The organism is Mesoflavibacter sp. CH_XMU1404-2 (assembly GCF_037029465.1).
Classification (GTDB): Bacteria; Bacteroidota; Bacteroidia; order Flavobacteriales; family Flavobacteriaceae; genus Mesoflavibacter.
In genome coordinates, this window is record NZ_JAYMEM010000001.1 from 184556 (window position 1) to 197627 (window position 13072).

Below are 13072 nucleotides of genomic sequence, written 5' to 3' on the forward strand. Positions count from 1 at the left end.
CTCATTTAAACGCTATTCTTATAATAAGCCTTGAACCAACGGTCTGGAATTTTATCATTACAAGCATCTAAATAATCTTGATGCGTGCATGGTAATAACGTATGCTTTTTTAATTTATTATTAACATTTGATAAAAATGGAATTTCTATCCACCATCGCCCAGTTTTAACACTTTTGTAAAAGATTAACTCATGAGAGTCCGCTAAGGTAATAAATTTTTGATGACTTTTATCATCTGCAAAGTTATCATCTTGCACTCTGCAATTAACTCCTTCAATAAAATACCAAATCATTTGAGAGATTAGCATTGACGTTATTTCGTCATCTGTAGAAGGTTTATATTCGTAAATTCCAAAACTACTTACTTTATTACTTATTCCTGCATACCTTGAAACAGCGCATATTTCTTTGCCATCTAATCCATTTGGAGACACTTTTTGTCTTAAGCTAACTTCTGCAGCTTTTAAAACTCCTAAGTCTACAGATACTATGTTAGCATCTCTCATCACTGGTTCTACTAATGTAATATCATTTGAAACCTCTCCTAATCGATAGGATTCAAAATGCAGACGCTCCATCAAGTCAATTTCTTCTTGACTATTAAAATAGGTTTGATAGCCTATAGCAGCATAATTAAATAAATTGTATGGCTGATCTATTATTACTTTACCTAAAAAGCTATTATTTTTAATTGGCTTAGCTGAATCTCCTAAATCAAACGCACGATCTACATTAACCACATTAACCATTGGCATCAAACTATCATAAGCACGATAATTTGCGTATGTTAAATCTTGACTTCCTCCTATTATTATAGGTATGATTCTTTTTTGAATAAGTATTGAGAGTGTTTCTTGTAGTGCGAAGTAAGTATCTTCTACACTTTCGCCTTTTTGAATATCTCCTAAATCTGCAATATTTGTAGACCAACTTCCAGGAAAGAGTGAATATAGAGATTTTCTAATTTCATTTAAATTGAAATCTTCTCCTATATAATTAACATCATTTCTGTTTTCTAAAACACCAAGTATTACAATGTTGACGTTTTCTAAATCAGGAATTCCGTTTTGCTCTGAGTGAATTTTAATTTTCCTTCCTAAACTAAGAGGCGCTAGTAATTGGTTGTGCGCTAAAACAGTATCTGGAACCGGAGAAAGAAAGTTAAAATTCATTATATATTATTTCTTTTTTGCTGATGTTTTTTTCTTGGTAGTTTTCTTTTTTGTTGCTTTTTTCTTTGGCGCATTCTTTTCTATCAGATCTTTTACCTCTTCTAAAGTTAGCGCAGCTGCATCTACTGTTTTTGCTAATTCTATTTTGGTTTTACCTTTAATGATATTGTGTCTGCCCCAACGTGCTTTTTCTACACGTATTCCTTCTTCTTCCCAATTATGTACTACTTTATCAATTTCTTTTTGAATTTTTTCATCAATAAGTGTTTCGATATCTTCTGTAGTTAAATTATCCCAATCGTATTTTTTGTTGACGTTTATAAACATATCGTCCCATTTTATAAATGGTCCAAAACGTCCTTTTCCTTTAGTTACATCTTTACCTTTATAGGTATATATAGGAGCATCTGCTTTTTCTTTTTCTTTAATTAACTCCACCGCTTCATCAAGTTCGACGTTTAAAGGGTCTTGTCCTGCTGCTAAAGAAATGTACTTTTTACCAAATTTCACATATGGTCCGTAACGTCCGTTATTTACCTCTACAACTTCTCCTTTATATTTACCTAATTCTTTTGGAAGCTTGAATAAATCCATAGCCTCTTCAAAAGTTATTGTATTTAATTGTTGATCTGGTCCTAGGCTTGCAAAGGTTGGTTTTTCTTCGTCATCTACAGTACCCATTTGTACCATAGGTCCAAATTTACCTAAACGTACACTTACTTGTTTTCCTGTTTTTGGATCTTCACCAAGAATACGCTCTCCTGATTCTCTATCTGCATTTTCTTGAACATCTTCTACTACTGGATGAAACTTATCGTAAAAAGTTTTCATCATCTTTTTCCAATCTTCTTTTCCTTCTGCTATATCATCAAACTGGTCTTCTACTTTTGCTGTAAAGTTATAATCTAAGATACTCTCAAAGTGATTAACCAGAAAGTCGGTAACTATCATACCAATATCTGTTGGCACTAATTTTCCTTTATCAGATCCAACTTTTTCGGTTAGTTTTTTATCTTCAACTTTTCCTTCTGTTAAGGTTAATTGCGTGTATTCTCTTTCTACACCTTCAACCGTTCCCTTTTCTATATAATTTCTATTTTGAATAGTAGAAATTGTTGGCGCATATGTAGATGGTCTACCAATACCTAACTCTTCTAACTTTTTAACTAACGAAGCTTCTGTGTAACGGTAAGGCGGACGTGTATAACGTTGAGTTGCGGTAATATATTTATTTAATAAGGTTTCGTTTACCTTCATTGCTGGCAACATTCCGTCTTGCTCTGTATCTTCATCATCTGTCCCTTCTAAGTACACCTTAAGAAAACCATCAAATTTAATTACCTCTCCATTTGCTGTAAACGTTTGGTCATGTGTATCTGCCTCAATTTTAACGTTTGTACGTTCTAGCTGCGCTTCACTCATTTGTGATGCAATTGCACGCTTCCAAATCAATTCGTATAAACGTGCTTGATCACGATCAATATTAACGCTATGTCTTGAAAAATCTGTAGGTCGTATCGCTTCGTGAGCCTCTTGCGCACCTTTAGTTTTCCCTGTAAAATTTCTTTCTTTACTATATTCTTTACCGTAGGCATCTACAATTTCTTTCTCTGCTCCTTTTCTTGCTTCGTCAGATAAATTTACACTATCTGTTCTCATGTAAGTAATCAAACCGGCTTCGTATAAACGTTGCGCCATAGTCATGGTTTTACTTACTGAAAAATATAATTTACGTGATGCTTCCTGCTGTAATGTAGATGTCGTAAATGGTGCTGCAGGCGATTTTTTTGCTGGCTTTTTTGTTAAGTCAGCAACTTTAAAATTAGCAGTCGCATTTTTTTCTAAAAAGGCTAAAGCTTCTTCTTTAGTCGAAAAAGTTTTAGGCAATTTAGCTTTAAAAGATTGTCCTTCCTCGTTAGAAAACTCGGCATCTATTCTATAAGATGCTTCAGGTTGAAATTCTTGAATTTCTCGCTCACGCTCTACAATTAAACGTACTGAAACAGATTGTACACGACCAGCAGATAAACCACCTTTTACTTTTCGCCATAACACTGGAGATAATTCGTAACCTACAATTCTATCTAAAACACGTCTTGCTTGTTGTGCATCTACTAAATCGTAATCTATTTTACGCGGATTTTCAACCGCTTTCATAATGGCAGATTTAGTAATCTCATGAAACACAATACGCTTGGTTTTTTCTTTATCCAAACCTAATGTTTCAGCAAGATGCCAAGCAATAGCTTCTCCTTCGCGGTCCTCATCACTTGCTAACCAAACCGTTTCGGCTTTTTTAGCTAAGTCTTTTAATTTTTTTACTACCGCTTTTTTATCGGAAGACACTTGATATTTTGGCTCAAAATCGCCATCAACATCAACACCTAATTCCTTTGAAGGTAAGTCTGCAATATGCCCAAAACTAGATTCTACTTTAAAATCTTTTCCTAGAAATTTTTCAATAGTTTTTGCTTTTGCAGGTGACTCTACTATTACTAAATTCTTCGCCATTCTTTGATTTTTGTGAGTGCAAAGGTAAATCAAAAAAAATTTATCTTCCTAATTTTATAACTTTTAGCAAAATTTAACTAGCTGTCAGATTGTCATAATTTTAAATTAATCGTACCTTTGCATGCTTATTGAGTAGCAGTATTTCAATATTATATATGGAAAAGACAATAGACGAAAAGAAACAAGGCGAAACATTAGTTATACCTTCTAAATCAGAAAATAGCAAGAAACTTTTTATAGAGAGTTACGGTTGTTCTATGAATTTTAGCGACAGTGAAATTGTTGCTTCAATCCTTCAAAATGAAGGCTTTAACACAACACCTCATCTAGAAGAAGCCGATTTAGTATTGGTTAACACCTGCTCTATACGTGACAAAGCAGAACAAACAGTTAGAAAACGCCTTGAAAAATATAATGCTGTAAAACGCATCAACCCTAAAATGAAAGTTGGTGTTTTAGGCTGCATGGCAGAGCGTTTAAAAAGTAAATTTTTAGAAGAAGAAAAAATAGTAGATCTTGTTGTTGGTCCAGATGCTTACAAAGATTTACCTAATTTAATTGCAGAAGTTGACGAAGGTCGTGATGCAATTAACGTTATCTTATCTAAAGAAGAAACTTACGGAGATATTTCACCAGTCCGATTAAATAGTAATGGTGTGACTGCTTTTGTAAGTATTACACGTGGTTGTGATAATATGTGTACGTTTTGCGTCGTACCTTTTACACGTGGTAGAGAACGTAGTCGTGATCCGCAAAGTATTATTGAAGAAGTTAACGACTTATGGGCAAAAGGCTACAAAGAGATTACTTTACTGGGTCAAAACGTAGACAGTTATCTTTGGTATGGCGGCGGACTTAAAAAAGATTTTGACAAAGCTAGCGATATGCAAAAAGCAACTGCTACAGACTTTGCTAAACTTTTAGAACTTTGTGCAAAAGCACAACCAAAAATGCGAATTCGTTTTAGCACGTCTAATCCGCAAGATATGCATCTTGATGTTATTAAAACGATGGCTAAATATGATAATATTTGTAACCATATTCATTTGCCTGTACAAAGCGGTAGTGATCGTATTTTAAAAGCGATGAATCGTTTACATACACGTGAAGAGTATTTCACTTTAATAGATAACATCAGAGGGATTATTCCAAATTGTGCTATAAGCCAAGACATGATTGCTGGTTTTCCTACAGAAACTGAAGAAGACCATCAAGATACACTAAGTTTAATGGAGTATGTAAAATATAATTTTGGTTATATGTTTACATATTCTGAAAGACCAGGTACGCTTGCTGAAAGAAAACTAGAAGATGATATACCTGAAGAGGTAAAAAGCAGAAGACTTGCCGAAATTATTGAACTTCAACTAAAACATAGCGCCTTTAGAACCAAACAGTTTTTAAACACAACTGTAGAAGTTTTAATCGAAAAAGAATCTAAAAAATCTAACCAACATTGGTCAGGTAGAACAGAACATAATATTGTAGCTGTTTTTCCTAAAGAAAATTATAATGTTGGAGATTTTGTAAATGTAAAAGTAACAGATTGCACTAAAGCAACACTAATAGGTGAAGCTGTTGGGTTATCTAAAAACAATTAATAAATTGACTATGAAAAAATTACTTTTAATATTAATTTCATTAAGCCTATTTACTGCTTGTGAAAACGAACCTATAGATAATGGTTTATCTGGTTTTGAAAACCCAAACAACAATCCTGGTGGCGGCAACTCTGGCGGCAACAATAATAGTGATAGTGACGATTTAACGCTTTCGGTTTATGAGCTAGATATTGATTTATCAATTTCATTTTTTGGATTTCCTATTACAACAATTACTAATAGCGATATTAATATTTCTAATGATTTGATCGTTTCAAGTTCTATTGAATTATCTGCTAATGACAGTCCTTTTGTTACCGAAAATCAAACAATTACAAGAAACTCAAGCGGACAAGTAATTAGTGACATAAGCGTAAATGAATCTGGTCAAAACACCAACGAATATTTTGTTACTTATAGTGGTAATAACATTACTCAAATAGAGTACAATTATTACGATTACGAAGACCCAAGCTACAACGAAAGCCACGTCTATAATTACACATACAGCGGTAATGTAATTACAAGAACCGAAGTTGGCTCTTCAATCACTATTGAGTTTACATTAAACAGCAATGACAAATTAGTAAAAAAAGAAGCTTTTGATAGTGGTACTTCTATACTAGCAGAAGAAGTAACTTATAATAGTGAAGGCAACATTATAAGCAGCACAACTACTGGAGAAAGCAATAATACAGCTACTTACGCTTACGATAATTTTGAAAACCCTTTAAAAGTGGTTTATGATGAAAGCTATTTACTTAACTTTTTAGCAGATGATTATTCTGATGAAATTGGTGGTTTAATTGCTCAATTTCATTCGACTAAAAACTGGAATAGTGTTACTGTAGATGGATCGACTTTCAACTTCAATTTACAGTATAATGCTGCTAACAGAATTCAATCTAGAGAGATTTCATACAATTACGGACCAGAACTTTCAATTTCGATAAACGAAAACTTTAATTATTTAAACTAAACCAATCGCTTAAATTCCTCTTTATATGGAATCAGTTCAATCAATAAAACAACGTTTCGGGATTATAGGTAATAGTGCTGGATTAAATCGCGCTATAGAAAAAGCTATACAAGTAGCGCCAACAGATATTTCTGTGCTAGTCACCGGAGAAAGTGGTGTTGGTAAAGAGAGTATTCCTAAGATAATTCATCAATTATCACATCGCAAACACGGTAAATATATTGCAGTTAACTGTGGCGCGATACCAGAAGGCACAATAGATAGCGAACTTTTCGGTCACGAAAAAGGCGCGTTTACAGGAGCAACACAAACCCGTAGTGGTTATTTTGAAGTCGCAGATGGTGGGACCATTTTTTTAGATGAAGTTGGCGAGTTACCACTTACCACACAAGTACGTTTATTACGTGTTTTAGAAAATGGCGAGTTTATTAAAGTAGGTTCCAGTAAAGTACAAAAAACCAATGTACGTATCGTTGCTGCTACTAATGTAAACATGTTTGAAGCGATTAAAAAAGAAAAGTTTAGAGAAGACTTATATTATCGTTTAAGCACTGTAGATATTCACTTACCACCCTTAAGAGATAGACAGGAAGATATTCATATATTATTCAGAAAATTTGCTAGTGACTTCGCATTAAAATATAAAATGCCAACCGTTAAATTAACAGACGATGCTATAAATATGCTGTTAAGATATCGCTGGAGCGGAAATATTAGACAACTACGTAATGTTGCAGAACAAATATCTGTACTAGAACAAAATCGTACCATTAGCGCACAAACTTTACAAACATATTTACCGTCTGGAGCAAGTAACCTTCCTGCAGTAGTCAATAATACAAAGTCTGAAAGCGACTTTAGTAGCGAGCGCGAAATTTTATACAAAGTTCTTTTTGATATGAAAGCCGATTTAAATGATTTAAAGAAGCTTACCATGGAACTGATGAAAAACGGAAACGCCAAAGACGTACAAAAAAACAACGAAGGTTTGATACAAAAAATCTACGGTGAGAATGAAAGCGATGCCGAGTTTGAAGAACAAGTACATGATTTAGAGATTTTATCAATTCCTGAAACTTCAGAAAACACAACTTCTAACATAGAAGACAAATATCATTTTGCAGAAGAAATTGAAGAAGAAGAAACATTATCACTTCAAGATAAAGAATTAGAGTTAATCAAAAAATCTTTAGAGCGTCACAACGGTAAACGTAAACTTGCAGCAGAAGAGTTAGGCATAAGCGAACGTACATTATATAGAAAGATTAAGCAATACGATTTGTAAAAAAAGCGTTACTTTCAAAAAAAATTAAAATGAAATTATACAAACATATATTAGTTGCTATTTTACCACTACTCTTTTTTGGTTGTGGCATCTACTCGTTTACTGGTATCGAAACTAACGCAGAAACCTTTCAAGTTAATTACTTTCAGAATACTGCTAACCTTATAGAACCAGGTTTAGACAGAGATTTTACAATTGCTTTGCAAGACCAAATTCAAAACTTAAGTAGTCTTAGCTTAGTAAATTCTAACGGAGATTTAGTTTACGAAGGAGAAATTACACAATATCGTATATCTCCAACAACAGCAACAGCAAACAGTACTGCAGCACAAAACCGTTTAACTATTGGCGTTAATGTTAGATTTACAAATAGATTAAACGAAGAAGAAAATTTTGAAAAAAGTTTTTCTTTCTTCTATGATTATACAGGTAGCCAACTATTATCCGGCGCTACAAAAGACACAGCTTTTGAAGAAATTTTTCAGCGTTTAACACAAGACATTATTAACGCCTCATTAGCTAACTGGTAAAACAATTTTATGACCACTCAAGACTTTATACAAATCTTACAACAACCGCAAACCGTTAGCAACGAGCAAACCGATGCGTTAAGTGGTATTATAGAAGAATTTCCTTATTTTCAATCGGCAAGAGCTGTCTATTTAAAAGGATTAAAAAACAAAGAAAGTTTTAAATACAACCAAGCATTAAAAATAACTGCAGCATACACAACAGACCGTAGTATTTTGTTTGATTTTATAACTTCAGAAAGCTTTAATCAAAACGAAATTTCAGATTACATCAAACAAAACACCGCTTACATTAACAACTTAGATGTCACTGTAGAAGATATTTCGGTTAACAAAAGCGTGACTTTTGATGATGATTTAGAAACTCATATAAAAGCCACAAAAGAAATTATTAATCCAGATTTATTTCAACCTAAAATTGAAATTAAAGAAATAGCAAGTTTCAATAAAGATGAAGTTGAAACTGAAGACCCAAAGGATGAAACTCCAGAAAAGGTTTTAAATATTGGTAAACCCTTAGATTTTGATAAAACCGAAACCCATAGTTTTAACGAATGGCTTAAATTAACAACTTTTACTCCTATTGAGAGAAATGAAAACAACTCTAAAAAAGAAGAAAAAATTGATGATGTTTCAGAAATTGATAGAGACAAAAAGTTTGAGTTAATAGACAAGTTTATAGCTAACAATCCTAAGCTTGAACCGGCTAAAACTAGCGGCAAAAAACAAAACTTAGCCAAAGAACGCATGATACAACCAGAAGCGTTAATGACCGAAACTTTGGCAAGAATTTACGTCGAACAAAAAAATTATAAGAAGGCAATTCAATCTTATAAAATTTTAAGTTTGAAATATCCAGAAAAAAGTGGTTTCTTTGCAGACCAAATTAAAGCAATAGAACAATTACAAGAATAAAATTATAATATAATGAACACATTTTTAATCTTCTTAATACTAATCATAGCAGTAGCTTTCTTTTTAGTAGTTGTAATTATGGTACAAAATCCAAAAGGTGGCGGATTATCTTCTACTTTTGGTGGAGGAAGCAACCAACAATTAGGTGGTGTTAAGAAAACGACAGACTTTTTAGACAAAAGTACTTGGACGTTAGCAGTTGCATTATTAGTGTTAATCTTAACATCTAGTTTAGCAATACCAAGACAAGGTGTAACTTCAGATTCTAAAATCTTAGAAAATGACAACATCGAGTTACCTGCTCCAACAGAAACTCCTGCAACAGATAACACTTCTACTCCAGTAGATTCTACTTTTAGTGAGTAGTTAACAATATAAAATTTACATTAAAAATGCCAACTTAAACAGTTGGCATTTTTTGTTTTCTGCAAGTTTGTCAGTCCTATGTCATTGGCACATTTTTGGCTTAAAGCTAAACATCAAACTTAATAATCTAAAAAAATATACAATGAGTAAACTAAACATTAAACCACTTGCAGATCGTGTTCTTGTAGAACCGCTTCCTGCCGAAACACAAACAGCGTCTGGTTTATACATTCCAGATACAGCACAAGAAAAGCAACACAAAGGAACTGTAGTTGCAGTTGGAAACGGTAAAAAAGACGAACCTTTAACCGTTAAAGTTGGTGATACTGTACTTTACGGTAAATACTCTGGTTCTGAAATCAAATTAGATGGTAAGGACTATTTAATGATGCGTGAAGACGACATCATGGCAATTATTTAAGAGTATTCTAAACCAAAAATTAAGGATTAGAACATTCACTATTAACAATTCCAAAAACATTAAATTAAATAAAAATGGCAAAAGATATAAAATTTGATATTGAAGCTCGCGACGGATTAAAACGTGGTGTAGACGCTTTAGCAAATGCAGTAAAAGTAACATTAGGACCAAAAGGTAGAAATGTAACCATCAGTCGTTCTTTTGGCGCACCAGTAGTAACTAAAGACGGTGTTAGTGTTGCTAAAGAAGTAGAATTAGAAGACGCTCTAGAAAATATGGGCGCACAAATGGTAAAAGAAGTTGCTTCAAAAACCAACGATCTTGCTGGTGATGGTACAACTACCGCTACCGTTTTAGCACAAGCAATTGTAAAAGAAGGATTAAAAAACGTAGCAGCTGGAGCCAACCCAATGGACTTAAAACGCGGTATCGATAAAGCTGTAGAAGCTATTGTAACCGATTTAGGTAAGCAAGCTAAAGAAGTTGGAGATTCTTCAGAAAAAATTAAGCAAGTAGCTTCAATCTCTGCAAATAACGATGATGTTATCGGAGATTTAATTGCAAAAGCTTTTAGTAAAGTAGGTAAAGAAGGTGTAATTACTGTAGAAGAAGCTAAAGGAACAGATACTTACGTAGACGTTGTAGAAGGTATGCAATTTGACAGAGGTTATTTATCACCTTACTTCGTTACAGATAGCGAAAAAATGATTACCGATTTAGAGAATCCTTACATCTTATTATACGATAAAAAAGTATCTACAATGAAGGATTTATTACCAGTATTAGAGCCTGTTGCTCAGTCTGGTAAACCTTTATTAATCATTGCTGAAGATGTAGATGGTGAAGCTTTAGCAACTTTAGTTGTTAATAAATTACGTGGTTCTTTAAAAATTGCTGCTGTAAAAGCACCAGGATTTGGAGATCGTCGTAAAGCTATGCTAGAAGACATCGCAATCTTAACTGGTGGTACTGTTGTAAGTGAAGAAAGAGGTTACACTCTAGAAAACACAACTTTAGACATGTTAGGTACTGCAGAACGTGTTACAATTGACAAAGACAATACAACTATTGTAAATGGTTCTGGAGATAAAGACTTAATCAAAAACAGAGTTAACCAAATAAAAGCACAGATTGAAACAACAACTAGCGACTATGATAAAGAAAAACTACAAGAACGTTTAGCTAAATTAGCTGGTGGTGTTGCTGTACTTTATGTTGGTGCTGCTAGTGAAGTAGAAATGAAAGAAAAGAAAGACCGTGTAGATGATGCTTTACATGCAACTCGTGCAGCTGTAGAAGAAGGTATTGTTGCTGGTGGAGGTGTTGCTTTAGTTAGGGCAAAATCTGTTTTAGAAAAAATTACGACAGATAATTTAGACGAAACTACTGGTATTCAAATTGTAGCTAGAGCTATCGAAGCACCTTTAAGAACTATTGTTGAAAACGCTGGCGGAGAAGGTAGTGTTGTTGTAGCAAAAGTCATTGAAGGTAAAAAAGACTTTGGTTACGATGCAAAATCTGAAGCTTATGTAGACATGCTTAAAGCAGGTATTATAGATCCTAAAAAAGTAACTCGTGTAGCATTGGAAAACGCAGCATCTGTTTCTGGAATGATCTTAACTACCGAATGTGCTTTAGTAGACATTAAAGAAGAAAATCCATCTGGAGGAATGCCAGGCGGAATGGGCGGAGGTATGCCAGGAATGATGTAATAACATCATGTAAATAATACTAAAAAAAGCCACTTCTAAATTGAAGTGGTTTTTTTATACTTTCAACCGTTGATAATAATAAGCAGGTAATAACAATAACAATATTAAAGGTTGAATTAAAAAGCGTCTAATATTAAAAAACACGTAGTAATCTTCTTGTTTTGGATTCAACATAAAATACAAGAAAAGTGCAATTAAAATAACATACGAAATCGCATAAACTATCACCGAAAACTTCACAACACTTTTATCTTTAAAAAACAGGTATAAAACACCTAATGAAATAACGGTATTAATCACATATCGTAATGTTGTAGAAGCTACCAATTTTGCAACTTCGCGTCTTGGCGAGTCTAAATACAAATAGTCATTTTGAAAAAACACTAAATATGGGTCATAAAACAATTCGTTTTCAAAAAATCGCACTAAAGCTAATAAGCAAAACAGCAAACCTATCCATATATATTTAGTGAATTTACCCATTTGTCTTTTTGATTTTAGAAAAACGATTCACCCAAAACATCCAAAGTAAAAACACCATTCCGTAAATCATTCCAGGAAAAACTACAGAGTGTAAAATTTCTTTTCGCCAAGGATAATGATACAACCCAATAGCTAAAATTACTATCCTAAAAAGATTGACCGTATAAATCAAAACACTGCCAGACAAAATATAAAAAAAGGTAGTTTTTGCTCGACCTGCAAAAGCCACAACAAAAGCAATAAACAAAATAATAACGCTTGTTCCGTTACAACCTTCTATCACTCTAGCCACATACTTCCCATTAACTAAAAGTTTCATTGAAGGCTCATCAGGATGCGGTAAAACTTGACTATCGTAACCAAAACTATCTAATAAAATTTCAGATTGATTTGCTACCAAATTGGTCACATAATCGGGATAATAAACAGTACCTTTTGATACATCTAAATAATAACTATACGCCAAGCTTAACACACCATAAACCAATAAAAAAGTGGCTATAAATTTAATAACAGGCTTATATTGTTTTAATAAAGATTTCAAATGATGAAATAGAAAAAAATTGATTTTATAAAGGTTGAAATTACGTCTTTTTAAATACTTTTACCAAAAATTTTATGAAAATGAATTTTGAGACACTAAAACCTCAAGTTGAAGCTATTATTACAAATTCTTCTTTATCTAAAGACGAAAAACTTTTAGACATCTGTAAACTTCTAGAAACCAATATAGAATATTATAATTGGGTTGGATTTTACTTTAAAAATGGTGATAAAAACGAGCTTAAATTAGGCCCTTATGTTGGTGCGCCTACAGATCACACAATCATTCCTTTTGGCAAAGGTATTTGTGGTCAAGTAGCGGTAAGCAACAAAAATTTTGTCGTGCCAGATGTGTCTGCTCAAGACAATTATATTGCATGTAGCATCACCGTAAAAGCTGAAATTGTAATTCCTATTTTTATTAATGGTGAAAATATTGGTCAAATAGACATCGACTCTAACACACCAGATCCTTTTACAGAAGCTGATGAGCGCTTTTTAGAGTTTGTTTGCGAGCAAGTGGCTGTAATTCTTTAAAAACAAAATTAATAGCA

13 protein-coding genes are annotated in these 13072 nt (G+C 33.1%); 9 read left to right on the forward strand and 4 right to left on the reverse strand.

Going from position 1 to position 13072, the window contains the following annotated elements:
• Positions 1-5 precede the first annotated feature (5 nt).
• Together WA327_RS00905 and topA are read right to left on the reverse strand one after the other, a co-directional pair.
• Positions 6-1172 (reverse strand): formimidoylglutamase, encoded by a 1167-nt coding sequence (locus WA327_RS00905; protein WP_336065396.1) that lies wholly within the window; start codon positions 1170-1172, stop codon positions 6-8.
• 6 nt (positions 1173-1178) lie between these two features.
• Complete coding sequence (gene topA / locus WA327_RS00910; RefSeq protein ID WP_336065399.1) at positions 1179-3683, reverse strand: type I DNA topoisomerase; 2505 nt, start codon at positions 3681-3683, stop codon at positions 1179-1181.
• A 155-nt stretch (positions 3684-3838) separates the two neighbouring features.
• Between topA and miaB the strand changes: the two genes are divergently transcribed.
• The 8 genes from miaB (at position 3839) to groL (ending at position 11492) form a co-directional block, all read left to right on the forward strand.
• The gene (gene miaB, locus WA327_RS00915; RefSeq protein ID WP_336065400.1) at positions 3839-5284 is read left to right on the forward strand and encodes a tRNA (N6-isopentenyl adenosine(37)-C2)-methylthiotransferase MiaB; all 1446 of its coding nucleotides are present in this window, start codon (positions 3839-3841) and stop codon (positions 5282-5284) included.
• Positions 5285-5294: 10 nt separating this feature from the next.
• Complete coding sequence (locus WA327_RS00920) at positions 5295-6263, forward strand: hypothetical protein (protein WP_336065402.1); 969 nt, start codon at positions 5295-5297, stop codon at positions 6261-6263.
• Positions 6264-6288: 25 nt separating this feature from the next.
• Positions 6289-7548, forward strand: coding sequence for a sigma-54 dependent transcriptional regulator (locus WA327_RS00925; protein WP_336065403.1), 1260 nt, complete (start codon positions 6289-6291; stop codon positions 7546-7548).
• Between the two features lie 29 nt (positions 7549-7577).
• Positions 7578-8078: an LptE family protein gene (locus WA327_RS00930; protein WP_336065404.1), complete on the forward strand. Its 501-nt coding sequence runs from the start codon at positions 7578-7580 to the stop codon at positions 8076-8078.
• A 9-nt stretch (positions 8079-8087) separates the two neighbouring features.
• Positions 8088-8993, forward strand: a complete 906-nt coding sequence (locus WA327_RS00935; protein WP_336065405.1) for a hypothetical protein — start codon at positions 8088-8090, stop codon at positions 8991-8993.
• A gap of 12 nt (positions 8994-9005) precedes the next feature.
• Positions 9006-9359, forward strand: a complete 354-nt coding sequence (gene secG, locus WA327_RS00940) for a preprotein translocase subunit SecG (RefSeq protein WP_336065406.1) — start codon at positions 9006-9008, stop codon at positions 9357-9359.
• Between the two features lie 142 nt (positions 9360-9501).
• A complete protein-coding gene (groES, locus tag WA327_RS00945) occupies positions 9502-9780 on the forward strand; it encodes a co-chaperone GroES (RefSeq protein ID WP_336065407.1) in 279 nt (92 codons plus the stop codon).
• A 74-nt stretch (positions 9781-9854) separates the two neighbouring features.
• Positions 9855-11492, forward strand: a complete 1638-nt coding sequence (groL, locus tag WA327_RS00950; RefSeq protein ID WP_336065408.1) for a chaperonin GroEL — start codon at positions 9855-9857, stop codon at positions 11490-11492.
• 54 nt (positions 11493-11546) lie between these two features.
• Here groL and WA327_RS00955 read toward each other — a convergent pair whose 3' ends face one another.
• Together WA327_RS00955 and xrtF are read right to left on the reverse strand one after the other, a co-directional pair.
• Positions 11547-11975 (reverse strand): exosortase F system-associated membrane protein, encoded by a 429-nt coding sequence (locus WA327_RS00955; RefSeq protein ID WP_336065409.1) that lies wholly within the window; start codon positions 11973-11975, stop codon positions 11547-11549.
• On the reverse strand, positions 11968-12519 hold the full coding sequence (gene xrtF / locus WA327_RS00960) for an exosortase family protein XrtF (protein WP_336065410.1): 552 nt from the start codon (positions 12517-12519) through the stop codon (positions 11968-11970). The genes WA327_RS00955 and xrtF overlap by 8 nt, the downstream gene beginning before the upstream one ends.
• A gap of 80 nt (positions 12520-12599) precedes the next feature.
• Between xrtF and WA327_RS00965 the strand changes: the two genes are divergently transcribed.
• On the forward strand, positions 12600-13055 hold the full coding sequence (locus tag WA327_RS00965; RefSeq protein ID WP_336065411.1) for a GAF domain-containing protein: 456 nt from the start codon (positions 12600-12602) through the stop codon (positions 13053-13055).
• Positions 13056-13072: the final 17 nt, after the last annotated feature.

Coding starts and splice junctions, on each gene's coding strand:
- WA327_RS00905 (WP_336065396.1), bottom strand. CDS start 1,172: ATGAATTTTAACTTTCTTTCTCCGGTTCCAGATACTGTTTTAGCGCAC.
- topA (WP_336065399.1), bottom strand. CDS start 3,683: ATGGCGAAGAATTTAGTAATAGTAGAGTCACCTGCAAAAGCAAAAACT.
- miaB (WP_336065400.1), top strand. CDS start 3,839: ATGGAAAAGACAATAGACGAAAAGAAACAAGGCGAAACATTAGTTATA.
- WA327_RS00920 (WP_336065402.1), top strand. CDS start 5,295: ATGAAAAAATTACTTTTAATATTAATTTCATTAAGCCTATTTACTGCT.
- WA327_RS00925 (WP_336065403.1), top strand. CDS start 6,289: ATGGAATCAGTTCAATCAATAAAACAACGTTTCGGGATTATAGGTAAT.
- WA327_RS00930 (WP_336065404.1), top strand. CDS start 7,578: ATGAAATTATACAAACATATATTAGTTGCTATTTTACCACTACTCTTT.
- WA327_RS00935 (WP_336065405.1), top strand. CDS start 8,088: ATGACCACTCAAGACTTTATACAAATCTTACAACAACCGCAAACCGTT.
- secG (WP_336065406.1), top strand. CDS start 9,006: ATGAACACATTTTTAATCTTCTTAATACTAATCATAGCAGTAGCTTTC.
- groES (WP_336065407.1), top strand. CDS start 9,502: ATGAGTAAACTAAACATTAAACCACTTGCAGATCGTGTTCTTGTAGAA.
- groL (WP_336065408.1), top strand. CDS start 9,855: ATGGCAAAAGATATAAAATTTGATATTGAAGCTCGCGACGGATTAAAA.
- WA327_RS00955 (WP_336065409.1), bottom strand. CDS start 11,975: ATGGGTAAATTCACTAAATATATATGGATAGGTTTGCTGTTTTGCTTA.
- WA327_RS00965 (WP_336065411.1), top strand. CDS start 12,600: ATGAATTTTGAGACACTAAAACCTCAAGTTGAAGCTATTATTACAAAT.